This window comes from Pseudomonas sp. RL_5y_Pfl2_69, from assembly GCF_963970465.1.
GTDB lineage: Bacteria > Pseudomonadota > Gammaproteobacteria > Pseudomonadales > Pseudomonadaceae > Aquipseudomonas.
In genome coordinates this window covers 354481-380224 of sequence record NZ_CAXAOU010000003.1, presented here as the reverse complement: position 1 = coordinate 380224, position 25744 = coordinate 354481, and the positions used below count along the sequence as shown (strand labels likewise).

Annotated in this window: 25 protein-coding genes; 19 read left to right on the top strand and 6 right to left on the bottom strand. The window is 60.7% G+C overall.

Translation table 11 applies throughout. The features are described 5' to 3' along the window. Window positions 1-40: 40 nt before the first annotated feature. Both AACY07_RS07865 and AACY07_RS07860 read left to right on the top strand, forming a co-directional pair. Window positions 41-1420, top strand: a complete 1380-nt coding sequence (locus AACY07_RS07865) for a glutamine synthetase family protein (RefSeq protein WP_339474259.1) — start codon at window positions 41-43, stop codon at window positions 1418-1420. A gap of 130 nt (window positions 1421-1550) precedes the next feature. Further along, the gene (locus tag AACY07_RS07860) at window positions 1551-2201 is read left to right on the top strand and encodes a class I SAM-dependent methyltransferase (protein ID WP_339474258.1); all 651 of its coding nucleotides are present in this window, start codon (window positions 1551-1553) and stop codon (window positions 2199-2201) included. On the opposite strand, the gene ampC is transcribed toward AACY07_RS07860, so the two are convergent. After that, window positions 2198-3358: a class C beta-lactamase gene (gene ampC, locus AACY07_RS07855; RefSeq protein ID WP_339474257.1), complete on the bottom strand. Its 1161-nt coding sequence runs from the start codon at window positions 3356-3358 to the stop codon at window positions 2198-2200. The genes AACY07_RS07860 and ampC overlap by 4 nt on opposite strands. 253 nt (window positions 3359-3611) lie before the next feature. Between ampC and rnd the strand changes: the two genes are divergently transcribed. From rnd to AACY07_RS07840, 3 genes are all read left to right on the top strand, one after another. Continuing rightward, window positions 3612-4745 carry a ribonuclease D gene (rnd, locus tag AACY07_RS07850; protein ID WP_219262456.1) on the top strand — a complete coding sequence of 378 codons (1134 nt, stop codon included), beginning with the start codon at window positions 3612-3614 and terminating at the stop codon, window positions 4743-4745. After that, window positions 4742-5035 carry a YcgL domain-containing protein gene (locus AACY07_RS07845; protein ID WP_133079337.1) on the top strand — a complete coding sequence of 98 codons (294 nt, stop codon included), beginning with the start codon at window positions 4742-4744 and terminating at the stop codon, window positions 5033-5035. The genes rnd and AACY07_RS07845 overlap by 4 nt, the downstream gene beginning before the upstream one ends. A gap of 126 nt (window positions 5036-5161) precedes the next feature. Beyond that, entirely contained in the window at window positions 5162-6094 is a 933-nt protein-coding gene (locus AACY07_RS07840; RefSeq protein ID WP_339474256.1) for a D-2-hydroxyacid dehydrogenase, read from the top strand. Window positions 6095-6185: 91 nt separating this feature from the next. On the opposite strand, the gene AACY07_RS07835 is transcribed toward AACY07_RS07840, so the two are convergent. Beyond that, a complete protein-coding gene (locus tag AACY07_RS07835; protein WP_339474255.1) occupies window positions 6186-6779 on the bottom strand; it encodes a nitroreductase family protein in 594 nt (197 codons plus the stop codon). A gap of 155 nt (window positions 6780-6934) precedes the next feature. Between AACY07_RS07835 and AACY07_RS07830 the strand changes: the two genes are divergently transcribed. The 8 genes from AACY07_RS07830 (at window position 6935) to AACY07_RS07795 (ending at window position 16780) form a co-directional block, all read left to right on the top strand. Then, on the top strand, window positions 6935-7384 hold the full coding sequence (locus AACY07_RS07830; protein WP_133079340.1) for a YcgN family cysteine cluster protein: 450 nt from the start codon (window positions 6935-6937) through the stop codon (window positions 7382-7384). Window positions 7385-7411: 27 nt separating this feature from the next. Beyond that, a complete protein-coding gene (locus AACY07_RS07825) occupies window positions 7412-8641 on the top strand; it encodes a hypothetical protein (protein WP_339474253.1) in 1230 nt (409 codons plus the stop codon). Window positions 8642-8798: 157 nt separating this feature from the next. After that, the gene (gene kdpF, locus AACY07_RS07820; protein ID WP_037032648.1) at window positions 8799-8888 is read left to right on the top strand and encodes a K(+)-transporting ATPase subunit F; all 90 of its coding nucleotides are present in this window, start codon (window positions 8799-8801) and stop codon (window positions 8886-8888) included. Window positions 8889-8896: 8 nt separating this feature from the next. Then, the gene (kdpA, locus tag AACY07_RS07815) at window positions 8897-10591 is read left to right on the top strand and encodes a potassium-transporting ATPase subunit KdpA (protein WP_339474251.1); all 1695 of its coding nucleotides are present in this window, start codon (window positions 8897-8899) and stop codon (window positions 10589-10591) included. Window positions 10592-10601: 10 nt separating this feature from the next. Further along, on the top strand, window positions 10602-12674 hold the full coding sequence (kdpB, locus tag AACY07_RS07810) for a potassium-transporting ATPase subunit KdpB (RefSeq protein ID WP_133079343.1): 2073 nt from the start codon (window positions 10602-10604) through the stop codon (window positions 12672-12674). An 18-nt stretch (window positions 12675-12692) separates the two neighbouring features. Continuing rightward, window positions 12693-13244, top strand: a complete 552-nt coding sequence (kdpC, locus tag AACY07_RS07805; RefSeq protein WP_133079344.1) for a potassium-transporting ATPase subunit KdpC — start codon at window positions 12693-12695, stop codon at window positions 13242-13244. Window positions 13245-13375: 131 nt separating this feature from the next. Continuing rightward, complete coding sequence (locus AACY07_RS07800) at window positions 13376-16042, top strand: sensor histidine kinase (protein ID WP_133079345.1); 2667 nt, start codon at window positions 13376-13378, stop codon at window positions 16040-16042. 36 nt (window positions 16043-16078) lie between these two features. Next, window positions 16079-16780 carry a response regulator gene (locus AACY07_RS07795; RefSeq protein ID WP_133079346.1) on the top strand — a complete coding sequence of 234 codons (702 nt, stop codon included), beginning with the start codon at window positions 16079-16081 and terminating at the stop codon, window positions 16778-16780. On the opposite strand, the gene AACY07_RS07790 is transcribed toward AACY07_RS07795, so the two are convergent. Then, window positions 16747-17784 carry a patatin-like phospholipase family protein gene (locus AACY07_RS07790; RefSeq protein WP_133079347.1) on the bottom strand — a complete coding sequence of 346 codons (1038 nt, stop codon included), beginning with the start codon at window positions 17782-17784 and terminating at the stop codon, window positions 16747-16749. The two genes, AACY07_RS07795 and AACY07_RS07790, sit on opposite strands and share 34 nt — an antisense overlap. Before the next feature lie 210 nt (window positions 17785-17994). On the opposite strand from AACY07_RS07790, the gene AACY07_RS07785 reads away from it, so the two are divergent. The 3 genes from AACY07_RS07785 (at window position 17995) to AACY07_RS07775 (ending at window position 19944) form a co-directional block, all read left to right on the top strand. Further along, window positions 17995-18273 carry a hypothetical protein gene (locus tag AACY07_RS07785; protein WP_016780105.1) on the top strand — a complete coding sequence of 93 codons (279 nt, stop codon included), beginning with the start codon at window positions 17995-17997 and terminating at the stop codon, window positions 18271-18273. A gap of 28 nt (window positions 18274-18301) precedes the next feature. After that, complete coding sequence (locus AACY07_RS07780) at window positions 18302-19069, top strand: CHAD domain-containing protein (RefSeq protein ID WP_133079348.1); 768 nt, start codon at window positions 18302-18304, stop codon at window positions 19067-19069. A 77-nt stretch (window positions 19070-19146) separates the two neighbouring features. Next, complete coding sequence (locus tag AACY07_RS07775; RefSeq protein ID WP_339474249.1) at window positions 19147-19944, top strand: acyl-CoA thioesterase; 798 nt, start codon at window positions 19147-19149, stop codon at window positions 19942-19944. Here AACY07_RS07775 and AACY07_RS07770 read toward each other — a convergent pair whose 3' ends face one another. From AACY07_RS07770 to AACY07_RS07760, 3 genes are all read right to left on the bottom strand, one after another. Continuing rightward, window positions 19945-20190 (bottom strand): terminase, encoded by a 246-nt coding sequence (locus AACY07_RS07770; protein ID WP_339474247.1) that lies wholly within the window; start codon window positions 20188-20190, stop codon window positions 19945-19947. A 99-nt stretch (window positions 20191-20289) separates the two neighbouring features. Next, the gene (locus AACY07_RS07765) at window positions 20290-21771 is read right to left on the bottom strand and encodes a methyl-accepting chemotaxis protein (protein ID WP_339474246.1); all 1482 of its coding nucleotides are present in this window, start codon (window positions 21769-21771) and stop codon (window positions 20290-20292) included. A gap of 256 nt (window positions 21772-22027) precedes the next feature. Next, window positions 22028-22834, bottom strand: a complete 807-nt coding sequence (locus AACY07_RS07760) for a TatD family hydrolase (RefSeq protein ID WP_326425842.1) — start codon at window positions 22832-22834, stop codon at window positions 22028-22030. 237 nt (window positions 22835-23071) lie between these two features. Between AACY07_RS07760 and AACY07_RS07755 the strand changes: the two genes are divergently transcribed. The 3 genes from AACY07_RS07755 to AACY07_RS07745 all read left to right on the top strand — a co-directional run bounded on the left by AACY07_RS07755 (window position 23072) and on the right by AACY07_RS07745 (window position 25581). Further along, window positions 23072-24490, top strand: a complete 1419-nt coding sequence (locus AACY07_RS07755) for a transglycosylase SLT domain-containing protein (RefSeq protein ID WP_339474243.1) — start codon at window positions 23072-23074, stop codon at window positions 24488-24490. A 103-nt stretch (window positions 24491-24593) separates the two neighbouring features. Beyond that, window positions 24594-25028 carry a DoxX family protein gene (locus tag AACY07_RS07750; RefSeq protein ID WP_133079354.1) on the top strand — a complete coding sequence of 145 codons (435 nt, stop codon included), beginning with the start codon at window positions 24594-24596 and terminating at the stop codon, window positions 25026-25028. Window positions 25029-25272: 244 nt separating this feature from the next. Continuing rightward, on the top strand, window positions 25273-25581 hold the full coding sequence (locus AACY07_RS07745) for a class I SAM-dependent methyltransferase (protein WP_133079355.1): 309 nt from the start codon (window positions 25273-25275) through the stop codon (window positions 25579-25581). Window positions 25582-25744: the final 163 nt, after the last annotated feature.

Sequence of the window (25744 nt, the reverse complement as noted above, 5' to 3'; positions counted from 1 at the left end):
AAGGGGGGCGCCTGCCTGATACGAATCTACGAGTATTGCCATGAGTGCCTCAACCGCGTTTGCCCCGCTACAAGAAGCCCTGGATTTTCTGGAACAGCACCCGGACATCGAGATGTTCGAGCTGTTCATCATTGATAACAACGGCGTGCCCCGGGGCAAGTTGTTGCACCGCGACGAATTGCGGGCGGTGTACGAGAGCGGACGGCCGCTGCCCAGCACAATTCTGGGGTTGAGCATCAATGGCGATGATGTGGAAAACACCGGGCTGGTATGGGATGTGGGTGATATCGATTGCCGCGCTTACCCGGTCAGCGGCAGTTTGCAGCGCATGCCGTGGCGCTTGATTCCTACAGCGGCAGTGCAAGTCAGCATGCACCCGCAGCAGGGAATGCCCGCCACCGTGGCCGACCCCAGGCACTTGCTGGCCAAGGTGATCGACGGCCTCAAGGCGGACGGTTACTACCCGGTGATGGCGGCAGAGCTGGAGTTTTATCTGCTCGATCAGCAGCGTGACAGCAATGGCCGCCCGCAACCGGCACGCGATGCCGATGGTCAGCGTCCGCGCGCTACCCAGGTGTACGGGCTGCGTGAGCTGGAGCAAATCGAGCCGTTTCTGGCCGACCTTTACAGCGCCTGCAAGCTGCAAGGGATCCCGGCCCGCACGGCGATTTCCGAGTACGCACCGGGGCAAGTGGAAATCACCCTGGAGCACCGCAGCGACGCGCTGCAAGCGATGGACGAGGCCGTGCGCTACAAGCGCCTGGTCAAGGGCGTGGCGCACAAGCACGGGATGGTTGCCTGCTTCATGGCCAAGCCATTCGATGACCTGGCCGGAACCGGCATGCACATGCATGTGAGCCTGGCCGACAAGGAGGGCAACAACCTGTTTGCCAGTGAGGCGCCGGACGGTACGCCCTTACTCAGGCAGGCGGTTGGGGGGATGCTCAGTACCTTGCTCGATTCGTTGTTGATGTTTTGCCCCAATGCCAACTCGTATCGCCGTTTTCAGAGCAACAGCTATGCGCCGCTGGCCGCGACCTGGGGCGTGGACAATCGCACGGTGAGCTTGCGGGTTCCGGGCGGTCCGGCGTACTCGCGGCATATAGAACACCGTATTTGTGGCGCCGACGCCAATCCCTACCTGGCCGCAGCCGCCATTCTGGCCGGTATTCATCGTGGCATTCGTGAGCAGCTCGATCCGGGCGCGCCGATTGAAGGCAACGGGTATGCCCAGGCCACCGAAATGCTGCCGAACGACTGGCTGACCACCTTGCGGGCGCTGGATGGCTCGCAGTGGGCGAAAGAGGCATTCGGGCCAGCCTTCTTGAAGGTGTACCTGGCCGTGAAGAAATCGGAGTACCGACAGTTCATGGGTGAGGTGGGCGAGCAGGACTGGCGTTGGTATTTGCAGCAGGCGTGAACACAGGGTCGACAGCGGCTACAACGAAACTGCTTCATCCCTGTGGTTTTCATGCTTCTGTGACAATTTTTTCACTGGTGTCCCGCTAACCTCCGTGTCGAACATCATCAAACACAAGAGTTCGCGGGCCATGTCATCGCAGCCACCTTCTACCCATATTGAGCATGAGTTCGCCGAGCGTTATGACCGCGAGCATGCGAAGGTTTGCCTGCAGGCTCAGCCCCAGGGGTTTGTTCGCAGGTTGGCGTTGTGGCGCGAGAAGCGTCTGGTTCGCCGTGCGCTGAAAGTGGCGGGGGAACCCGGGCTGGTCCTGGACCTGGCCTGCGGTGCCGGGCGTTTCTGGCCTGTATTGGCCGAGCACGGCAATCGGGTGATCCTGGCCTCGGATTCGTCGCAAGACATGCTCAATCACGCCCAGACCCACCATCCAGCCAGCTTGCTGGCGCGCATCAAGCTGTTTCAGAGCTCGGTGTTCTCCATCGATATTTCCGAGAACGCGGTGGATTGCATTTTTTGCATGCAGCTGTTCCACCACGTGCGCGACAGTGACCATCGACTGGCCATTTTGCGTGAGCTGCACCGGGTCAGTCGCGACAGTCTGATCCTGTCAGTGCCTCTTGGCCGTGGGGCAGAGCCGGTCAATGACCCGCAACGTATCGTGGTCAGCAGGGGCGAAATTGAAACTCAGTTCAAGCAGGCGGGTTTCAGCATCCTCAAGCAGTATGAAGTGCTGCCCGGTTTTGGCATGGGCAGCATCTATATCTTGCGCAAAGATACTTAGTTCAACGCTTTCAAGATCTCGTACGCGAACTCGACACGTGCGCTGTTCGGGTAGTTCTTGTTGGCCAGGATGACAATCGATTTTTGCTCGGACGGCACCACCACCGCGTACCCGCCAAAACCGTTGGTTGACCCGGTCTTGTTGATCCACACCGCCTGCTGTGGCGCCAGGGGCGGGTTGAGGGCGATGGCGTCGTTGTTCTCATAGGCCATTTTGTCCGAGTTGCCCACCAGCAGTGATTTGAGTTCGACAGGGTAAGGGTACTGCTCCCAGATCAAATCCTGAATCAAGGGGCCAACGCGATAGTAACCAACGCGGGTGTCAGCCAATGCCTGGCGAATGATGGGGCTGGCATCGCCCTGGCCCAGGCTCAGCTCGGTAAAGTGAATCAGGTCGCGGGCCGTGGTTTTCACGCCGTAGGCTTCGTTGCCCAGTACGCCAGGGTTGAGCCTGACGGGTTCATCCTGTTTGTTGTAGCCCTGGGCATACACCCCCATTTTGTCCGCGGGCACCGTCAGGTAGGTGCTTTTCAGGCCCAGTGCCGGGAACAGTTGCTGCTCCATTGCCTGGGTAAACGGCATATTCATGCTTTTGGCCGCAATCTGGCCGAGCATGCCAATGCTGGGGTTGGCATAGCTGCGCTGCGTGCCGGTCGGGTAAACCGGCTTCCAGTCTTTGAGATAGCTCATCAACTGGCTTTGGTTCTGCACGCTGTCAGGCAGCTGCAACGGGAATCCGCCAGCAGTGTGAGTGGCCAGATGGGTCAGCGTAATTTTGCCAAAGGGCGTGCCTTCGAGTTCAGGCTCGTATTTGGCAACGGTGTCGTTAAGTGATAGCTGGCCTTCGGCTTGGGCATAGGTGGCCAGGGTGGCGGTAAACACTTTGCTGATGGAGCCGACTTCAAAGAGAGTGTCCGGAGTCATGGGTTCTTTGGTGGCTTTTGACGCTACACCGAAGTTGTAAAAGTGTTGTTTGCCGTTAACGCTCACGGCGATAACCAGACCGGGTACTGCGTACTCTTGCATCACCTTTTGGGCGCCGTCTTGCACAGCGGCATCCAGCGCGGGTTCAGGGTTTTGAGCCAGTGCAGCATTGGCAAAGGCACAAAGACCTACCATCGAGAGAGTCATTGCTGACAGTTTGCAGGATATTTTCATTGGAGTTTCCTCGGTTTTTATAGGGCGCAAATCTACTCGTGTCGTCACGATCCGGTCCTGTCGGCTTGTCACATAATGTGTTGTAACAAATCGTATGGGCGTGAAGTCAGGCAACCTACCGGTAATAACGGTAAGTAGATGCAGGTTTTTGACTTAACTTTTGTAGGTTTTTTCGCACACAACATGACGAGTCGATGTCCGGAAATACTTGAGGGCGATATATACTGCGCGCCATTCTTCAAGGGAGAGCCGTGTGGCCATCGATATTCACTGGATTCGCGACAACGATAGCCTCGGCCAACATTGCGCCGAATGGCAACAATTGCCGTTCGTAGCCCTCGACACCGAATTTATGCGGGTCGATACCTTTTACCCGATTGCCGGCCTGATCCAGATTGGCGACGGCACGCGGGCTTACCTGATTGACCCGTTGACCATCGACAACTGGCAGCCATTGGCTGACTTGCTGGAAAACACGTCGGTCGTCAAAGTCCTGCACGCGTGCAGCGAAGATCTTGAGGTGTTGCTGCGTCTGACCTCCAGCTTGCCGGTGCCTTTGTTCGACACCCAATTGGCAGCAGCCTACCTGAACCTTGGCTTCTCCATGGGTTATTCACGCCTGGTCAAGGAAGTGCTGGATATCGACCTGCCCAAGGGTGAAACCCGCTCCGACTGGCTGCAGCGTCCGCTGTCTGAAACCCAGATCAGCTATGCCGCAGAAGATGCCGTGCATCTGGCTGAAGTCTACAAGTTGCTGTTTCCACGCCTGTCTGACGAAAAATACAGCTGGGTGCTGGAAGATGGTGCCGAGCTTGTCGCCAACCTGCGCCGCGAAGTAGACCCTTACGAGGTGTACCGCGAAGCCAAGCTGGCCTGGAAACTGTCACGGGATCAGTTGGCTGTGTTGCGTGAAATTTGCGCCTGGCGCGAGCACGAAGCCCGTGCCCGGGATCTGCCGCGCAACCGTGTGATACGTGAGCACGCGTTATGGCCTCTGGCCAAGACGCAGCCCGACAATCTGGTCGCGCTGGCGCGGATCGAAGACATGCACCCGCGTACCGTGCGTCAGGATGGCGAGTTTTTGCTTGATCTGATCAAGCGTGCTGGCAGTCTACCGCCAGAGCAATGGCCGCCCGCCGTGCCCGAGCCGTTACCGGTCGAGGCGGCGCTGCAGATCAAGCGTCTGCGTGCCATCGGCCAGGCCCAGGCCGAGCGTTTGAACATTGCGCCGGAACTGATGCTGCGCAAGAAAACCCTGGAAGCCCTGCTGAAAAGCGGCTTTCCCAATGGCCCTTACCAATTGCCGGAATCACTGCGCGGCTGGCGCCGTGAGCTGATGGGCCAGGCCTTGCTCGATTGCCTGGCCACCGCTGGAGAACAGTCTTGAAACGTATTTGCTCTATTTATCGCAGCACCAAACGCAACGAAATGTATCTTTATGTACTCAAGGCCGATGCCCTGGAGCGCGTGCCAGAACCCTTGCTGGCTGCCTTCGGCAAGCCATTCCATGCCTTTGACCTGGTACTGAGCCCCGAGCGTACCTTGTCGCGCGAGGACATTCACAAGGTGCTGGAAAACCTGGAGACCCAGGGCTACCACTTGCAAATGCCTCCGGCCGAAGACGAATATATCGAGCACTTGCCCGAAGAGCTGCTGCGTCGCAACGATCCGATGTAAGTGCAGCGCCAGGTGTCCGGTTCCGGGCACCTGTCTTAAACGAACTCATTTTGATTGGCGGTGGCCGAACGCTCCGAGGCAAACCTCGGCGACGGGTGCTGGCAGTGGTTTAGAAAGGTTAGAAACATGCGCATCCTGATCGCCGAGAAAGACTACCCGCTCTACACCCAACTTCTGCAACGCATCGCGCCGGATCTGGAGGTTCAGTCCAGCGGCGACTCCGAGCAACTGTCGCGCATGGCTGGCGAGTGCCAGGTGTGGCTGGGGCAGCCGGACCTGTTGGCGACCCTGTTGCGCCAGGGCCACACGCCGGACTGGCTGCAGTCGACCTGGGCGGGGATCACGCCGTTACTGGCTGAAGGTTTGCCCCGTTCATACCGTCTGACTCGCGCGGTGGGTATTTTTGGTCAGGTGATGGCTGAATACGTGTTGACTTACATGCTCGGTCACGAGCGCGAAGTCATGGCCCGCCTGGTCAGCCAGGTCGAGCGCAAGTGGGACAACCGCATGGGCCAGAGCCTGGTCGGGCGCAAGGTCTTGATCGTCGGGGCCGGCGACATTGGCCAGACCGTTGCTCAGTTTCTGTTGCCCTTTGGTGTTGAGTTGTATGCCATTGCCAGCACCGCCCGTGAACTGGCGCCGTTCAAGGAAGTCGGTGTGTTGAGCGACTTGCCGCGCATGGTCGGGCAGATGGATTACGTGATCAATCTGCTGCCCAATACCGCAGACACCCATGACGTCTACGATGCGTCGCTGTTTGCGCAGTTCAATCCCAATGCCGTGTTCATCAATGCCGGACGCGGCGTAGCGGTGGTGGATGCCGATTTGGTCGAAGCCTTGCGAGTGGGGCATCTGGCGGGCGCGGTGATTGATGTTTGCCGCCAGGAGCCATTGCCGGCCAAGCATCCGTTCTGGACTGCCTGGGGCTTGCTGCTGACAGGCCACAGCTCGGCACCGACCTCGCCACCGATGATGGTGCAGCTGTTTGTCGATAACTTGCGGGCGTTTCAGGCGGGTGAAGCACTGCGTGGCGAAGTGGATTTCGAACGCGGGTACTAAACCGGTAGTCGCTGCCGCAGGCTGCGAGCTTTTGATGTTGAAAAGCTCGCAGCCTGCGGCAGCGACTACCAGGTTTGCACCAAGAGGTGCATTACAGGCTGAAATCGCCTTCAGCCACCAGCTTGCTCAGTGGCTCGCGCTGGCTTGGCACTTCCTTGGCCTGCAGGTAATCCACCAGCGTCGACTTGTCGCCGATCTTGCCGATGGCAACCATCGCCTGCACTGCGTAACCCTCAGGAATTTTCAGCTCTGTGCGCGCCCGCTCGAAATCCAGGCCGCTCATGCCGTGGGTGTGCCAGCCGCTCAAGTGCGCTTGCAGCGCCAGATGGCCCCAGGCCGCGCCGGTGTCGAAGGCGTGGGTTGGCGCAGGCTTTTCTTCGGTGGTACCCGGTGCTCCAAAGGTGGTCTTGGACACAATCACCACCAGAGCGGCCGCATGCTTGGCCCAGCCCTGGTTGAACTCCACCAGCAGGCTCAGGTAGCGGTCAAAGTCCGGGGTGCCGCGCAGGGCAAACAAAAAACGCCAGGGTTGCGCGTTGTAGGCCGATGGCGCCCAGCGTGCCGCTTCGAAAAAGCTCATCAGGGTCGCTTTGGCGATGGTCGCGTCGGCAAAGGCGCGGGGCGACCAGCGCAGGGTAAATTGCTCGTCAATCGTGTGATCGGCTTTACGGCTGTTAGCAGGCATGGCGGTTTCCTGAGGTAAATGTTACGTATTAATTCAGGGCCTAAAACTACTGTGATGTCGTCAAGGTGACAAGTCTGACGACAAGCCCTTGGCCCCAAGGGCCTTGGGCACTAGACTGGCGGCCTTTTCCACTCCCTGATGTTGATGTTTGAGCCATGGCCGCAATCGTTGAACCGTTCTGGATCCGCAAAACCCTCGATCAACTTGATCAAGAGGAATGGGAGTCGCTGTGCGACGGCTGCGGGTTGTGCTGCTTGCAAAAGCTCGAAGATGAAGACGACAACAGCGTCTACTACACGCGCATTGCCTGCAAATTGCTTGATATGAAAACCTGCCAGTGCACCGACTACCCTAACCGTCGTGATTCGGTTCCGGACTGCATTCAGCTGTCGCCGGGCAAGGCCGAGGAATTCAAATGGCTGCCGCCGACCTGCGGCTATCGTCTGGTCAGCGAGCGCAAGGACTTGCCGCTCTGGCACCACCTGGTCTGCGGTGACCCGGACGCTGTACACCATGAACGCATTTCGCAGTCGGGGCGCATGCTTGCTGAAGGCAGCGTGCCTGAAGACGACTGGGAAGATCATCTGATTTTCCGCGCCGGTTAAGTGCCGCAGCGCAGCAAAGGAGTGTGTATGGCGCTGCATTACAAATGGCCCCTGGGCCTGAGTCTGCTGCTGTTGCTGATCTGCGGCCCGCTGTGGGCCGGGCAAAAAGTCGATCTCAACTACCACGTGCGCCTGTTGCCGCAAAGCGACCAGGCCGAGGTGCGGTTGACCCTTGCTGAAGGTTCAGCGGTGCGCAGCCTGGATTTCGACCTCGGCGAGCAGGGCAGTTACACCGACTTCAAGGCCGACGGGCAGTGGCAACTTTCTGCCAAGAGCCGGGGGTTGTGGCGGCCCGCACCGGGCAGTGCCAGCCTGAGCTACCGCGTGCGGTTGAACCAGCCGCGCAAGAACGGCAGTTTTGATACCCGTATCACTCCTGAGTGGGCCTTGTTTCGCGGCGAACAGTTGATCCCTCCTGCCAATCTCGACCAGCAGGATGGCGTCGAACTGGTGTCGCGTCTTGAGTTCGAGTTGCCCAACGGCTGGAAAAGCGTTGAAACCGCCTGGCCGCGCATCGGCAAGAACCGCTTTCGCATCGATGATGTCTCGCGTCTGTTTGACCGGCCCACCGGCTGGATGCTGGCGGGTAACCTGGGCAGCCGTCGCACCACTGTGGGCGAAACCGAAGTCACGGTGAGTGCGCCTAAAGGTCAGGGCATGCGCCGCATGGATGTGCTGACCTTGCTGACGTTTGTGTGGCCGCAAGTCCAGGCGGTATTCCCGCGCAACCCGCCCAAGCTGCTGATAGTCGGCGCGGGTAGCCCGATGTGGAAGGGCGGTGCAGCGGCGCGCAACTCGATTTATCTCTACAGCGGCCTGCCGCTGGTCAGTGAGAACGGCACCAGCACCCTGTTGCGTGAAGTGGTGCAGGTGTTCAGCGGCATCAATGACGAGCCGGGCCATGACTGGATCGGCGAAGGCTTGAGCGAGTACTACGCCATTGAACTGATGCGTCGTGCAGGTGGCATGAGTGACGAGCGTTATCAGACCCTGCAACACAAGTTCAATGCCGCCGGCAAAAACGTCACCCGGCTGCGCGGCCAGCAGGCAGGCCCGGCAATGGTTGCGCGGGCTGTGACGCTGTTGCAGTCGCTGGACCGCGAAATTCGCTTGCAGACCCACAATAAACGCTCCCTGGATGACGTCAGCCAGGCGCTGATGCGCATGGACAAGGTCAATACCGCGAGTTTTATCCAGTTGAGCGAAAGCGTGCTCGGCGGTCACTCCGAGGTGCTGGACAGCCCGCTGTTGCGCTGAGATCCCTCCACCCACATCCGTAGCAGCTGCTACCGCAGGCATCCCTGCTTCTTTACGCCTTCTTTACGCCCCCGCATCCCTCTCGATCTCGATCCTTTACGCCCTCATTCCCCACACTCTCTCCATACGCGGCAAGTGCCGCTTTGGGAGAGTTGTCATGGGCGTTCTGGATGGGGTGTCGCTGCTGCTGGCAGTGTCGCTGTTCGTTTATCTGCTGGTTGCGCTGTTGCGCGCAGACCGGAACTAGGAGCGGGTATGCACAGTTATGACTATGGGCTGATCCTCGCCTTCTTTGCCCTGGTACTGTTACCGGCGCCGTGGCTGGGACGCTTTTACTACAAGGTAATGGAAGGCCAGCGTACCTGGCTGACCCCGGTGTTCGGGCCCGTCGAAAAGGTGTGCTACCGCATCGCCGGGGTAGACCCCGGCATCGAGCAAAGCTGTCAGAAATACACCCTGGCCCTGTTGGTCTTCAACCTGATGGGCTTTGTGCTGCTGTTTGCAATTGTGCTGTTTCAGCAGTATTTGCCCCTTAACCCGCAGCAGTTGCCGGGGCAGGAATGGACGCAAGCCTTCAACACTGCCGTGAGCTTTGTCACCAACACCAACTGGCAGAGCTACAGCGGTGAAGCCAGCCTGAGCTACTTCAGCCAGATGGCCGGTTTGACCGTGCAGAACTTTGTCAGCGCCGCCACCGGCCTGGCGGTACTGGTTGCACTGTGCCGTGGCATCAGCCGTCGCTCGGCCCATACCCTGGGCAACTTCTGGGTCGACATGACCCGTGCCACCCTCTACGGCTTGCTGCCGCTGTGTGTCGTGCTGGCGCTGTTTCTGGTCTGGCAGGGCGTGCCGCAAACATTTGCCCATTACGTCAATGCCGTCACCCAGCAGGGTGTGGATCAAGTCATCCCCCTGGGCCCGGCCGCCAGCCAGATCGCGATCAAGCAACTGGGCACCAACGGCGGTGGTTTCTTCGGCGTCAACTCGGCACATCCGTTCGAGAACCCGACGGCCTGGAGCAACCTGTTCGAGCTGGCCTCGATCATTCTGATCCCGGTGGCGCTGGTGTTCACCTTCGGCCACTACGTCAAGGATCTGCGCCAGAGCCGGGCGATTGTGGCCTGCATGCTGGCCTTGTTCCTGATCGGCGGCGGCACTGCGCTGTATGCCGAGTATCAGCCGAACCCGGCGCTCAACAGCCCGCTGGTTGAGCAGGCGGCACCGCTGGAAGGCAAGGAAGTGCGCTTCGGCACAACCGGCACGGTGCTCTGGACCGAAACCACGACCTCGGCCTCCAATGGCTCGGTCAACGGCATGCACGACAGCCTCAACCCGCTGACCGGGATGGTGGCGCTGGTCAACATGATGGTCGGCGAAGTGATCTTCGGCGGCGTCGGTGCGGGGCTCTACGGCATGTTGCTCAACGTGTTGATCGCCGTGTTCCTCGCCGGCCTGATGATTGGCCGCACCCCTGAATACCTGGGCAAAAAGCTGCAAGCCAGGGAAGTCCAGCTGCTGGTGGTGACCTTGCTGGTGATGCCGGTGGGCGTGCTGGTACTGGGTTCGATTGCGGCCGTGCTGCCCAGTGCCGTGGCCTCGGTCAGCAACCCCGGGCCCCACGGTTTCAGTCAGGTGCTGTACGCCTTTACCTCGGCCAGTGCCAACAACGGTTCAGCCTTTGCCGGACTCAATGCCAACACGCCGTTCTACAACCTGATGCTGGGGCTGGGCATGTTGATCGGGCGCTTCGGTTACATCCTGCCGGTGCTGGCGTTGGCCGGTAGCCTGGCGCTGAAGAAGTCCGCACCCATTGGCCAGAACAGTTTTCCAACCCACGGCCCGCTGTTTGTAGCCCTGTTGACCGTGACCATTTTGCTGGTGGGCGGCCTGACCTTTCTGCCGACATTGGCCCTTGGCCCAATCGCTGAACAACTGACCCTGGGCTTCTAAGGAGACGATGATGACTATGCCTGCTCCTGTTTCAACGTTGACGCCAACCCCGGAGGCCAAGGCCCCCGAGTCGCCGAAAACTTCGTTTGCCGATATCTGGCGCCCGGCGCTGCTGCAAGCGTTCGTCAAGCTCGACCCGCGCCAGCTCAAGCGCTCGCCGGTGATGCTGGTGGTTGAACTGACTGCGATTTTCACCACGGTGCTGTGCTTTGTGCCCGAGCCTGCGGTGCCCACCGGGGTGGCTGTGCAAATCGCCCTGTGGCTGTGGTTTACCGTGCTGTTCGCCAACTTTGCCGAAGCACTGGCCGAGGGTCGGGGCAAAGCCCGTGCCGATAGCCTCAAGGCTGGCAGCGTGGGCCTGAGTGCTCGTCGTCGGACCCCTGCGGGAAGTTTCGAGGTCGTACCGGCCACCCGTTTGCGCAAGGGCGATGTGGTGCGAGTCGAAGCGGGGGAGATGATCCCTGGCGACGGCGAGGTGATTGCGGGGATTGCCGCGGTCAACGAAGCGGCAATCACCGGCGAATCGGCGCCGGTGATCCGCGAGTCGGGAGGAGATCGTTCGGCAGTGACCGGCAACACGCGTCTGGTCAGTGACTGGCTGCTGGTGCAAATCAGCGCCAACCCCGGCGAGTCGACCCTGGACCGCATGATTGCGCTGGTCGAAGGCGCCAAACGCCAGAAAACCCCCAACGAAGTGGCCCTGGATATCCTGCTGATCGGCTTGACCCTGATCTTTCTGATCGTGGTCGTGACCTTGCAGCCGTTTGCCTACTTCGCCGGTGGCAGCTTGCCGCTGGTGTTTCTGGTGGCGCTGCTGGTCACGCTGATCCCGACCACCATCGGGGGGCTGCTGTCGGCGATCGGGATTGCCGGGATGGACCGCCTGGTGCGCCTCAACGTGATCGCCAAGTCCGGTCGCGCCGTGGAAGCGGCCGGTGATGTGCATGTGCTGATGCTCGACAAGACCGGCACCATCACCTTCGGCAACCGTCGCTGCACGGCCTTGTATGCCACCCCTGGCGTGACGGCCAGGGAGCTGGCAGAGGGCGCGTTGCGCGCTTCGTTGGCGGACGAGACGGCCGAGGGCAAGTCCATCGTCGAGTTTATTCGGGGCCAGCACAGCCTGGACGAGCTGCCGGTGTCCGATTTCACGGCGGTGCCGTTCACGGCCGAAACCCGTCTGTCGGGGATTGATTACAACGGCCAGGTGTACCGCAAAGGGGCTGTGGATTCGGTGCTGGCGTTTGTCGGCCTCACACGGGGCGAACTGTTGCCGGCCCTGTCGCGGGAAATCGACAAGATCGCCCAGAGCGGCGGTACCCCGTTGCTGGTCTGTGCCCAGGGCAAGTTGCTGGGTGCGATCCATCTCAAGGACGTGGTGAAACCGGGGATTCGCGAGCGCTTCGCCGAGTTGCGCAAGCTGGGGATACGCACCGTGATGGTGACGGGCGACAACCCGCTGACCGCGGCTGCGATTGCCGCTGAAGCGGGGGTGGATGACGTGCTGGCAGAGGCCACGCCGGAGAAAAAACTGGCACGCATTCGTCATGAACAGAATGACGGGCGACTGGTGGCCATGTGCGGTGACGGTGCCAACGACGCCCCGGCCCTGGCCCAGGCAGACGTGGGCATGGCCATGAACGACGGCACCCAGGCTGCACGGGAAGCCGCGAACATGGTCGATCTGGACAGCGATCCGACCAAGCTGCTGGATGTGGTGCAAATCGGCAAAGAGTTGCTGGTGACCCGTGGCGCGCTGACCACGTTCTCGATCGCCAACGACGTGGCCAAGTACTTTGCGATCCTGCCTGCGTTGTTTGCTTCGATCTACCCGCAGCTGGGCGTGTTGAACGTGATGGGCCTGAGCAGCCCGCAAAGCGCAATTGTGTCGGCCATCGTGTTCAACGCACTGATCATCGTGGTGCTGATCCCGCTGGCATTGCGTGGGGTGCGCGTTCAGGCGGCCAGTGCCGCGCACTTGCTGCGTCGCAACTTGCTGATCTATGGCGTGGGCGGGCTGGTGGTGCCGTTTGTGGGCATCAAGCTGATCGACATGCTGCTCACAGCGCTGCATCTGGTTTAAGCATTGGAGGGTTACACCATGACTACTTTTCTACGTCCGGCCCTGAGCCTGATGCTGTTGATGACCGCCATAACCGGCGTGATCTACCCGCTGACCGTCACCGGCATTGCGCAACTGGCGTTCCCCGAGCAGGCCAACGGCAGCCTGGTGCGCGACAGCGCCGGCAAGGTGCTGGGGTCGGCGCTGATCGCTCAGGACTTCAGCGGTGACACCTGGTTTCACCCGCGGCCATCGGCGGGGGCTTATGCCACCGTGGCCAGTTCGGCCAGCAATCTGGCGCCGAGCAACCCGGCGCTGGCCACACGGGTCAAGGACAGCGCCGCCCAGCTCGCCGTGCCGGGGCAGGGCCCGGTGCCCCTGGCGTTGCTGACCACCTCGGGCAGCGGGCTGGACCCGCACTTGCCACCAGAGGCAATACGCTATCAACTGGCCCGTGTAGCTGGCGCGCGCAATGTGCCGGTGCAGGCCGTCGAGCAGTTGGTGGCTGAACATACCGAGCGGCCACTGGTGGGGCCGCCGGTGGTCAACGTATTGCTGTTGAATCAGGCGTTGGCGCAGCTCAAGAACTGACACCTTCATGTGTGGGAGCGGGCTTGCTCGCGATGGCAGCACTGCGGTTTATCTGACGACCGCATTGTTTGCATCGCGAGCAAGCCCGCTCCCACAGGTCACATACACACACCCGATTTACAGGTAAACCCATGAGTCATTCCGGTCGCGCCGATGCGCTGTTAGCTGATTTGCCCCGCGCAGGCCGTGGCCGGCTCAAGGTGTTCCTTGGCGCGGCACCCGGTGTGGGTAAAACCTACGCCATGTTGCAAGCCGCCCACACTCAACTGCGCCAAGGGGTCCAGGTGCTGGCCGGGGTCGTCGAAACCCACGGCCGCGCCGAGACCGAGGCGTTGCTCAACGGCGTACCCCAGCAGCCCATGCTGCGCTCGGAATATCGTGGCGTGCAGCTCGAAGAAATGGACCTCGACGGTCTGCTCGCCGCCAGGCCCAAGCTGGTGCTGGTCGATGAGCTGGCCCACAGCAACGCCCCCGGCAGCCGCCATGCCAAACGCTGGCAGGACGTGCAGGAACTGCTGGCGGCCGGGATCGACGTGTACACCACGGTCAACGTCCAGCACCTGGAAAGCCTGAATGATCAGGTGCGCGGGATCACCGGGGTGCAGGTGCGCGAAACCCTGCCCGACTGGATCGTGCAGGAAGCCTATGAACTGTTGCTGATCGACCTGCCGCCCCGTGAACTGCTGGAGCGCCTGCGCGAGGGCAAGGTGTATGTGCCGGAACAGGCGCGGGCGGCGATTGATGCGTTTTTCAGTCAGACCAACCTCAACGCCCTGCGCGAACTGGCGATGCAAACGGCGGCGGTGTACGTCGATGATGAACTGGACAAGGGCTATCGCCAGCAGGGGCAGTCGGCCCCGGCGTTGCGCGGGCGCTTGCTGGTCGGGATCGATGGCGATGAGCATGCCGAGCGCCTGGTGCGTCACGCCAGCCGGGTCGCGGAACGTCGGCATCTGCCCTGGAGCCTGGTGCATGTGGACAACGGCACGGTGCGCGACGAGCAATCACGCCTGCGCCTGCAAAGCGCCCAGCAACTGGCCGAGCGCCTGGGGGGCGAAGTGGTCCTGCTGCGTGCCGGTGAAGTGGCCAGGACCCTGATCCAGCACGCCGCTGAACGCCGTGCCAGCTTGCTGCTGGTCGGCCAGTCGCGGCTGACGTGGCGCCGACGCCTGTTCGGTGGCGGGTTGGCGGCGCGCTTGTTGCGCGACTCCCATGGCCTTGAAATCAACGTGCTCGACAATGAGCAATCACCCGCACCGACCGTCAGCCGTCGTGAACATTCGCTGGTGTGGTTTGACTATGGGCTGGCCCTGATTGCCACGGTACTGGCCAGCGCCCTGGCCTGGGGGGTGGCCAGTGTGTTGGCCCTGCCCAATATCTCCCTGGTGTTTCTGGCCGCTGTGTTGCTGGTTGCCGTGCGCAGCAGCCTGGGGCCGTCGCTGGCCTGTGCGGCGATGTCATTTCTGGCCTATGACTTTCTGTTCATCCCGCCCAACTTTTCTTTCAGCATTCAGCGCGAAGAAGACGTGCTCACCCTGGTGTTCTTTCTGCTGATGGCGGCGTTGACCGGCAACCTGGCGGCCCGTCAGCGTCGTCAATTGCAGGCCTTGCGCGATACCCAGCAAGAAACCACCGAGCTGCTCGATCTGTCGCGCAAGCTCACCGCCGCCACCGACCGCAAGGCCGTGGTCAACGCTGCCAGTCAGCATTTGAGCGGCTGGAAAGAACTGGATGTGTGCCTGCTCAACCGCAATGGCGAGGGTGGCTGGGAGATTGAAACGGGCGGGCCGCTGCAGTTTTCCGAAGCCGAGCGCGCCGCTGCGGACTGGGCCTGGAGCCATGACCAGCCCGCGGGCAAGGGCACGGGGACGTTGCCGATGGGGCGTTGGTGGTGGTGGCCGATAAGCGCCGAGGAAGGGCCGCTGGCCTTGCTCGGCGTGTGCCCCAGGCAGGGGCAGTCGCTTAGCGGCCAGCGCCGTCGCTTGCTGATGGCTTTGAGCCAACCCCTGGCCCAGGCGCTGGCGCGCGCACGGTTGGCCCAGGACCTGGAAGCAGCACGCCTGCACGGCGAAACCGAGCAGTTGCGCAGCGCGCTGCTGGCGTCGGTGTCCCATGACCTGCGCACGCCGCTGACCAGCATGCGCGGCAGTATCGACACCCTGTTGGCACTGGGCGAGGCCATTCCCCTGGCCGATCGGCGCGAATTGCTTGAAGGCACCCGCGATGAGGCGGAGCGCCTGGACCGCTATATCCAGAACCTGCTGGACATGACCCGGCTGGGCCACGGTGCCTTGAAGCTGGCCCGTGACTGGGTATCGCCCGCCGACATTGCGGGCAGTGCCCTGAACCGCTTGCGTGCGGTGCTGGCGCCCTTGCAGGTGCAGGTGGATGTGCCGCCGCAATTGCCGCTGCTCCACGTCCACGGTGCATTGATTGAACAGGCACTGGTCAATGTGCTGGAAAACGCCGCGCGCTTTTCACCGCCCCACGGCCAGCTGCAACTGACGGCTGGTGCAGACGAGGGTGAGCTGTGGTTTGCCGTCAGTGACCAGGGGCCAGGCATCCCGGAGGAAGATCGGGCGAAGATATTCGACATGTTTTACACCGCTGCCCGTGGCGATCGCGGCGGACAGGGCACCGGGCTCGGCCTGGCCATCTGCCAGGGCATGGTAGGCGCCCACGGCGGGCGTATCACGGTCGGCGACGGCATTGCCGGGCAGGGCACGTGCATCACCTTGTATCTACCGGTCAGCGCGCAGCCGGGCCTTGAGCATGAAGGACCGGAACGTGAAGACTGATACTCTGGGGCCATTCCTTTGCCACGATCCGAAGCCATGAGCCAGAGCGCGACTATTTTGGTCATCGATGATGAACCGCAGATTCGCAAGTTCCTGCGGATCAGTCTGGTATCCCAGGGCTACACCGTGCTTGAGGCTGCGACCGGCGCCGAGGGCCTGAGCCAGGCGGCCCTCAAGCGACCCGACGTGATGGTGCTTGATCTGGGCTTGCCGGACATGGACGGCCAGCAGGTACTGCGTGAGTTGCGTGAGTGGTCCGGCATTCCGGTACTGGTTCTGTCGGTGCGCGCCAGTGAAGCGCAGAAAGTCCAGGCGCTGGACGGCGGGGCCAACGATTACGTGACCAAGCCCTTCGGTATCCAGGAGTTTCTGGCGCGGATTCGTGCGTTGCTGCGTCAGGCACCCGCGGGTGAGGCTCAGGAGGCGGCGCTTGAACTCGGCCCGTTGACCGTTGACCTGGCCTTTCGCCGGGTGTTGCTCGACGGTGTCGAAGTGGCGCTGACGCGCAAGGAGTACGCGGTGCTGGCACAACTGGCGCGCCATCCCGGACGGGTCATCACCCAGCAGCAATTGCTCAAGGATATCTGGGGCCCTACCCATGTCGAGAACAGCCATTACCTGCGGATCGTTGTCGGCCATTTGCGCCAGAAACTGGCGGATGACCCGACCCGGCCCCGGTTTATCGTGACCGAGGCCGGGGTCGGTTATCGGTTGTTGGACGCCTCGTCCCTTTCGTAACGGTCCAGGGTGTCCCTGGCAATCATGCGCCCCAGTGCAATCAGCTCCTGAGCCTTGTAGAACTCGAAAAACCGGCACACCCGCTTGGGCACGTTGATCAGGATATCGGGCGGGTAACCGGCAATCTTGTATTGCGCCAGTGAGGTTTGCATCACCTCGAAACTCTGGTTGATCAAGTCCAGCAGCGAAGCCGGGCCGACGTTGTCTACGATCACCGATCCGGTGGCCGACTTGGGCGAGCCTTGGGCGGCGGCAGGGCGGGCAGGTTGCGCCGAGTCGAGCCAGGGATTGGTCAGGGGCTCGACCAGCGGGTTGAGCATCTCCTGTTCCAGATTGAGCAATTGCTCGGCGTGCTTGTTGCGAAACGGCATGCGCGAACCCAGGGAAGTCATCAGGTTGTCAAAGCGCCCTTTGAACGCGGCAGGGCGCTGGATGACAGGCAGTTGGTAGTTGCTGGGATGGGATGAATTCAGGTTGACGGCGATGATCAGGTCGCAATGGCTGGAGACCACCGGCACGATAGGGAGCGGGTTGAGCAGGCTGCCATCGACCAGCATGCGGTTGCCTTGCATCACCGGGGTGAACAGGCTGGGAATCGCCGCCGAGGCGCGCATGGCCTGGTGCAGGCAGCCTTCCTGAAACCAGATCTCCTGCTGATGGGTGAGGTCGGTGGCGACGGCGGTGTAGGGGATGCGCAGGTCTTCGATATTGATTTCGCCGACCATGTTGCGGATCTGGCCGAAGACTTTTTCGCCACGAATCGCTCCCAGTCGAAAGCTGACATCCACCAGACGCAACACGTCGAGGTAATCCAGGCTTTGAATCCAGTCGCGATACACATCAAGTTTGCCTGCGGCGTAGATCCCGCCCACCACGGCGCCCATGGAGCAACCGGCGATGCAGGCAATGTCATAGCCCCGGCTCTCAAGCTCTTCAATCACGCCAATATGGGCATAGCCCCGTGCGCCACCTGAGCCCAATACCAATGCAATACGTTTTTTCATGAGCCCAACCTTTGCCTGACAATGACCCACAATGCCTTTTTGTGGCCCTGAGTGACAGCTTTTGGCATGAACGCGTATCTACAAGCTAGGCTAGTGCCTTGTAGCCATGATGGGTAGGCGCTGTCTGTTTTTTGATTGTGGCGTTGTGGCACTTTTAGGCGGGTTGTTCGTCTGAGAGTGCACTGAACCTTTATTCCTGAGGAAAACAACATGAAAGCATGGATTTGTGTGCCGTTGATTGCACTGGCATTGGCAGGTTGTGCGGGCACCAAGGCGTACCGTGATACGTGTGCGACCAACCTTGATGCGGCCTGGCATGAGCTGGACCTGGCCAAGGCGGAAGGTTTTGCCGGTACTGTCAGCTACTCCAAGGCCTTGTCCTTGCTGACCGCAGCCAAAACCCAGCAGCAATTCGAAGCCTTTGAGGGTTGCACCAAAAAAGCCGAGAAGGCACGTTTCTATATTCGTGAATCCCGCGCCGGACGTTGAGCCGGCGCAGTGAAGGTGGAGGGTGAGGATGTCTGAGCTGGTTGACCGGATTGTTGCAAACGTTGTGCGCCTGGAGGTCAGGCTGCTGGCCTGCCAGGCGCGTCTTGAAGCCGACACGGACCCTGAGGCCCTGCATGATCTGCGCACTACGGTTCGCCGTTTGCGCAGCCTGCTGCGGCCATTGCGCGGGTTGCCGGGCGTGGTGCAACTGGAAATGTCGGCGGCCCAGGTGGGCACGTTGACGACCCCCTTGCGCGACCTTGAAGTGCTGGCGGCGCACTTGCAGCAGCAGGGCTTCCCGACTCAGGCACAACGGCGCCTGCAACAGTTGTCCGGCAGTTACGCCCGGGTGGCTGACAGCGAGCAACTGGCTCAGCTGTTGATGATCCTTGATGTGTTTCCGCGCTTTCTGCGGGCCGCCGAGCGTGAAAACATGCTGCGCGGTTTGCGTAAGCGGATCGAAAAGGTGCTGGAAAAACAGTGGCAAACCCTGGAGGCCGCCCTCAATGATCCGGGCCATGACCGCCATCGTGTCAGGTTGTTGATCAAGCGCGTGCGCTACGCCGCAGAGGCTTACCCTGAGTTGAATCAGTTACCGCCTCTGGTGGTGACGCGACTCAAGGGCGCGCAACAGGCCCTGGGCGAGTGGCACGATGCCTGGCAGTGGTTGTTGCAAGCCGAGCAGCAGGCCGATTTGCAGCCCTGTGTTGCTCAATGGCAGGCAACCCTTGAACGGGGTGAAAAACGGGCTGACAAGGCGCTGATCAAATTGAGTGCGGCGTGCTTTCACTCCTGATATTTGTCCGATTCAGCACTGTGCAGAGTCAGATCGATGGGTAGTATCCCGTCATATTTTTCTGTTTTGAGGTGCTCATGCAGTTTTGCGAATTGGTTGCGGCGGTGCGCAACACGCCCCTGAACGTCACAATCCCGGCAGACTGGGGGCAGGGACGTGCCAGCTTCGGCGGGTTGGTGGTGGCCTTGCAGTACGAAGCCATGCGCGCCCATGTGTCTGTCGAGCGGGCTTTGCGCTCGCTGGCAGTGAGCTTTGTGGGCCCGGTTGCCGCCGATGTGCCGATCAGCTTTGAGGTCGAGGTGTTGCGCGAAGGCCGGGCCGTCAGCCAGGTCGTGGGCCGCGCCGTGCAGAACGGTCAAGTGATGACGCTGGTGCAAGCCAGTTTTGGCGCGTCGAGGGAATCAGCGGTGAGCGTCGACAGCGTACCGGCCCCGGAAATGAAAGCGGTGGCGCAGTGCCCGCTCTTGCCCTACATCAAGGGCATCACCCCGGAGTTCATGGGGCACCTGTCCATGGCCTGGGCCGTTGGCGCATTGCCGTTTACGGGCCGCGGGACGCGCGAAATGGGGGGTTGGGTGCGTCTTGCCGGGGAGGTTCAGGATGAACCCCTGACTGAAACCCACTTGCTGGCACTGGTCGATGCCTGGCCACCTGCGCTGCTGCCACTGCTGAACAAGCCGACAGCGGGCAGCACGCTGACCTGGACCATCGAATTTGTGCAGCCATTGCCCAAGGCCAGCACGCTGGAGTGGTGCAAGTACCTGGCGGTCATCGAGCATGCCCGTGACGGCTACGGCCATGTGGCGGCCAACCTGTGGGCGCCGGGTGGCGAGCTGATTGCAATCAGTCGCCAGACCGTAGCCGTCTTCGGCTGATCAGAAGGTCTGGCTGTTCTCTTGCGAGCGGCCCTGGTGTTGCAGGATCAGCGCCGCAAACAAGGCAACCAGGCCGATCACCGCGCTCGTGGCGTTTTCACTGAACACGCCCGACACCAGCAGTAGAAAGGCCACCACCATAATGGGGATCGCGATCAGGTTGATGGCCTGATGCGTGCTGCCCTGATGGCTTTGCGGGTTGGAGCGCCATTGCCAGGCCGGTAAGTTTGGATGACGTTTGCCCATGATTGCTCTCCTTGTTCGAGGGTTCAGTTGTCGCTGAACCGGATAAACAAATCATAGATTTATGGCCGCCCCACGGCGAATCAACAATGGCTATTGGCCTTATAGTTTTAACTGACCAATGGCTATGTTCAGTTGAGCGGCCAGGGTTGCCAGCTCATTGCTGGTGGTGGCCGACTCGACGGTTTGTTGCACGGTGTTTTCGGTGACATCACGGATGCTCACCACGGCGCGGTTCATCTCTTCTGCCACCTGGCTTTGCTGCTCGGCAGCCACGGCAATCTGCGTGTTGCTTTCACGCATCTGCGCCACGGCATGGGTGATTTCGGCCAAGGCCACGCCCGCTTCCTGGGCCTGCTGTACGCAGTCGTCGGCCTTGAACGAGCTTTCCTGCATGAAGTCCACCGCGTCACGGGTGCCCGCCTGCAGGGCCGAGACCATTGTGGTGATTTCGTCGGTGGAGGTTTGCACGCGTTTGGCCAAATGCCGCACTTCATCGGCGACCACGGCGAAGCCCCGGCCCATTTCGCCTGCGCGAGCGGCTTCAATCGCTGCGTTCAAGGCCAGCAGGTTGGTCTGTTCGGCAATGCTGTGAATCACACTGACGACGCTGTTGATCTTCTGACTGTCCTGGGCCAGTTGCTGGATCATCTCGGCAGTGGTTTGCACCCCGGTGGACAGGCTGGCGATGGATTGCTGCACGCGGCTGACCACCTGCTGGCCGCTGCCGGCCAGGTTGTCTGCTGTCTGTGACAGGTCGCGGGTGGCGCCCGCGTGTTGCGCAATGTGATAGACGGTGGCCGTCATTTGATTGATCGCGGTGGCGGCCTGGTCCGTCTCGCTTTGCTGGCCGAGCATGCCGTGGCGTACCTCGTCCATGCTGCTGGCCAGGCGGGCGGCACCGGCATCCAGTTGCGCAGCGGTTTCGGCCACGGTATTGACCACGCGCTGGTAGCCGGCCTGCATGGCGTTGAAGGCGCTGGCCATCTGCCCGACTTCATCGGTACAGGCCAAGGGAACCCGGGCGGACAGGTCGCCGGTTTGCTCGACATGCAACATCACGTCTTTCAGGGTATTGAGCTGGCTAAGCAGAAAGCGGATCAGCAATTGCGAGGCGCAGAGCATGGCCAGCATCAGGATCAGCACTGCGCCTGCATAGTTGGGCAGTCGCTCGACAAATACCTGGGCCAGGCTTGGCGTATAGGCCAGTACCGCGATTTTCTGTCCGTCATCGCGGGTCAGCACATCGGCGCCCAACAACAGATCGTGGCCGAACAGCGGCATGGGATTGATCGAAATCCAGCCCTTGGCGCTGTTTAGCTGTGGCAGGGGTTGATCGTCGACGCTGGCGATCTGGTTGGGTTCAAGGCGCAGCAAGTGCCGGGTTTCAGGCAAGGGTTGCCCGGTGGGCCATGCCTTGAGCAAGTGCGCCTGGTCCCGGGCGTTGGCCTGGGCGGCGGCGCTGCGCGATTGTTGCTCAAGCTGCACGGCGTAAAGCACCAGCAGCAGGGTGGTGACAAACGCCACCCCGTTGACGGCCCAGAATTTGTATTTGAGCGAGATGTTGCTAAGCCAGGTACCCATGGGAGGTCTTCTCTGATTTGGCGCAAACAATATTGGCAAGGTGCCATCATTGTGCCGCTATTCAGTGACGATCTTGTTGATGTGGGTCAACCCTGCGGGTGAGACAAACTTCGTAGTCGCTGACGAGGAACGAAGGCTGCGAGCTTTCGCCTGCTCCGCAGTCGTTGCAAAACTATCAGGACTGCGTTTGGGAATGTATCCGGGACACTTCACCAAAAAGCTCGCAGCCTTCGTTCCTCGTCAGCGACTACTCAGATCAGGCGACCACCGGCAACCCATAAAACGCCCGCGCACACGCGGTGGTGTGCTCAGCCAGGTCCTGTTCGCTCTCGCCACGGTGCACGGCCACTTCGCGCAATACGTCGGTCAGGTAAGCCGGTTCGTTACGGCCATTTTTTGGTTTGGGCCGCAAGGTACGGGGCAGCAAGTAGGGCGCGTCACTTTCCAGCATCAGGCGACCCCGGGGGATGTCCCGTACCAGCGGGTGCAAGTGGGTGCCGCGGCGCTCGTCGCAGATCCAGCCGGTAATGCCGATGTGCAGGTCCAGATCCAGATAACTGAACAACGCCTTTTTCTCGCCGGTGAAGCAGTGCACTACGGCGGCGGGCAAGCGATCGCGGAAGTCGCGCAGGATTTCCAGTAACCGCTGGCTGGCATCGCGCTCATGCAGAAAAACCGGTAACTGCAGATCAACAGCCATTGCCAGGTGTTCTTCCAGCACTTTTTCCTGCTGGGCACGGGGCGAGAAGTCACGGTTGAAATCCAGGCCGCACTCACCGACAGCGCACACACCGGGCTCCTTGAGCAAGGCAAGCAAGTGTCGGGCGCTGTCGCCGTTCCAGTCACTGGCCGAGTGCGGGTGAATGCCGGCGGTGGAGAACAGTCGCTGACCGCTTTCATCCAGCTCGCGGCACAGTTGCAAGGCCTGTTCGCTGCCTTCAACGCTGGTGCCGGTCAGCACCAATTGGCACACGCCAGCCGCGTAAGCACGGTCCAGGACCGCCTGGTGTTTGCCGTCGAAGCTTGGATTGGTCAGGTTGACGCCGATATCGATGAGTTGCATGGTGCTACCTCAGGCCACAAGCCGCGAAGCATATCAGAGCTGTAGATTTATAAGAAAAACCAAGAACTACAGACAGTTATGGTTGTCTTTGAATGCCGCAACAACGCAATGCCCGGTTTTCTTCAGGGCGCATTGACTGTTTTGCGCGCTGTTTCCAGCGCTTAAAAGCCCCAAAAAGGGCAACCGGTTGTCGGTTAATCCGACAGGGTGCTGGGCTGTATTCTTTCCGGAGAACGGATGACAAGACCGACGCTATTGATTGCGCTGTGCCTGATGCTGATGCCACTCCCGGCACTGGCACGACTGGCCGGACCCTTGCAGGTCGGGCAGCCGAGTCAGGTCCGCGATCTGGCGCAAATCCGCAGCAGTCAGGTGCTGCGGGTGCTGGTCAATCAAAGCCGCAACAGTTCGGGTGAAGTGCAAGGCCAGGCCATTGGCGTTGAATACCACCGTCTGCGGGCGTATGAACGCTTTCTCAACAGCCATGCCCGCGACGGCCAGGAAGTCACCCTCAAGATCATTCCCAAAGCCAAGGACCAGCTTCTCGGCGCCTTGTCCCGTGGAGAAGGCGATGTGGTTGCGCCGGGGGAACTGATCGATTTCAAGCCCACCCGCGCCATCAGCGCCAGTGACCCGATCGTCGACGATGTGCCGTTGCTGCTGGTGGGGGTCAAGGGCGAGCGCCGCTTTACCCACCTGGAACAGCTGTCGGGACGCACGGTGGCGTTGACCACGGGCAGTGCGGCGGGTGCCGCGGTCAATTTGATCAATCAAAAGCTGGCGCTGCGCAAATTGCCGCCGGTCAGGATCGAATGGGTAGACCCGACTCTGGCCGTGGAAGATGTGCTGGAAATGGTGCAGGCAGGCATTTTTCACCTGACTATCGTTGAGCGCCCGATTGCCGAGCGCTGGGCCACGTTGATGCCCAAGCTGCGTTTTGACCGCAAGGTGCTGGTCAGCGAACCCGAAGCGATGCGCTGGTACGTGCGCCGTGATGCCTCGATGTTGCGTGCCAGTATCGACCGCTTTCTGGACGGCTATAAGGCACCGGCCGATCAGGATGTGGCGTTTGAGCGGGTTTATCGCCGCTTGTACCGGGTGCATTACCCCTTGGCCCGAGCCGACCGGCAGAAGCTTGAAAAACTGCGTCCGGTGTTGCAAAAGCATGCCCGGCAGCAGGGGATGGACTGGTTGAACCTGGCGGCACTGGCGTTCAAGGAATCAACCCTTGACCCGAATGCCAAGGGCGTTGGCGGGGCGACGGGGCTGTTGCAAATCACCCCCTCTGCGGCGCAACGGGTGGGGGTCAGCAATATTCAAAACGTCGATAACAATGTACAGGCCGGTGCCCGGTACCTGGCCTTGATCCGTCGCAAGTTCTTTGCCAGCCCCAAACTCAACGAGCGCGAGCGCATGGCCTTTGTCCTGGCGGCCTACAACATGGGCCCCGAGCGGGTACAAGGCATGCGGGCCGAGGCCCGGCGGCGCGGATTGAACCCCAATCAATGGTTCTTTCAGGTTGAACGTATTGCCATGGAGCAGGTGGGAATGGGCGCTGTCAGCTATGTTAATAGCGTGAATAAATACTATTTGGCCTTTGATCGGGAGCGCGACTCCCTGGAACCCGCAAAAGCTGAACTGGCCTCACGCAAGTAATCGAATAAACTGATGGTTGTCTTGGGTTTATTCGACTTTTAACATTCTAAAAACTGATTAGTATGGCGAGCATTCCCCAACTGATTACCTAAAGGATTCCACCATGAGCAAATTGATCCATACCGTACTGGGCAGCCGCGCAGGTTATGGTTTGACTGTTTTGCGTATTTTCGTAGGCATCATCTTTGCTGCTCACGGTTCGCAAAAACTGTTTGGCTGGTTTGGCGGCGGCGGGTTGGCAGGAACCGCGCAATGGATGGAAAGCATCGGCCTGGCACCGGGCACGCTGATGGCAGCGCTGGCGGGCGGTACCGAGTTTCTGGGTGGTCTGGCGCTGATCGTGGGGCTGCTGGCGCGACCTGCGGCATTGGGCCTGACGTTCACCCTGCTGGTGGCGATCTTCTCGGTGCATATCCACAACGGACTGTTCATGGCCAACAACGGTTATGAATTTGCCCTGGCCCTGCTGGGCGGCACTATTGCGGTCTTGTTCGAAGGTGCAGGCAAGGTGTCCCTTGACCGTGCGATAACCGACTGAAAACCGAATGTTCGCCAAAAGGCCCGCCCAGCGCGGGCCTTTTTCGTTTTACTGGATTGTTGACAGTTGTAAGCCGGTTTATCTAGGATGTTTTCTTGCGCCGATTTAAACAGCTACTTGCGGGGCGCCAGAGGGTCCAGGGACCGTCTAAGAGGCTTGAAGCACGCCTCGAAATACCGCTAAAGCGCTGGTTCGGTGATGCCTCTCACCTGCCACGCAGAATCTTGAGGCGGAGAACCGATACATGAGTCACCCACGTCCCCTAGTACGTCTTGCGCCGATCTCGGCCAGTCCTGCCTTGCGCAATCCAAAAATCCTCCTGGGCGGTAAACACCAGCCCACACTGCTGCGTTGCCTGGATGGCTGGCCGCGTCGCAAGGGGCGCGCTACTGCGTTTTTGATCCAGTTTGTGGAAGAGGGTGATCAGCTGGCGCGATTTGCCGCTGACAGTTTCGACCTGGCAGTGATTCAGTCCCCCGGCGCCGATGATGCCGAGCGAGTGATTCACCACCTGACCCGCGTGTGCCGTCAGGGGCTGATAACCCTGCGTTGAGGCTCAAACCCCGTAGCAGCTGCCGTAGGAACGAGGCTGCGTCCGGTTGCGAAGCGACCGTAAATCCTGAGCCCGGGCTTTACCTGACCCACCTCGATATCTGGTTTTACGACTGCTTCGCAGCCGAACGCAGCCTCGTTCCTACGGCAGCTGCTACGGATGG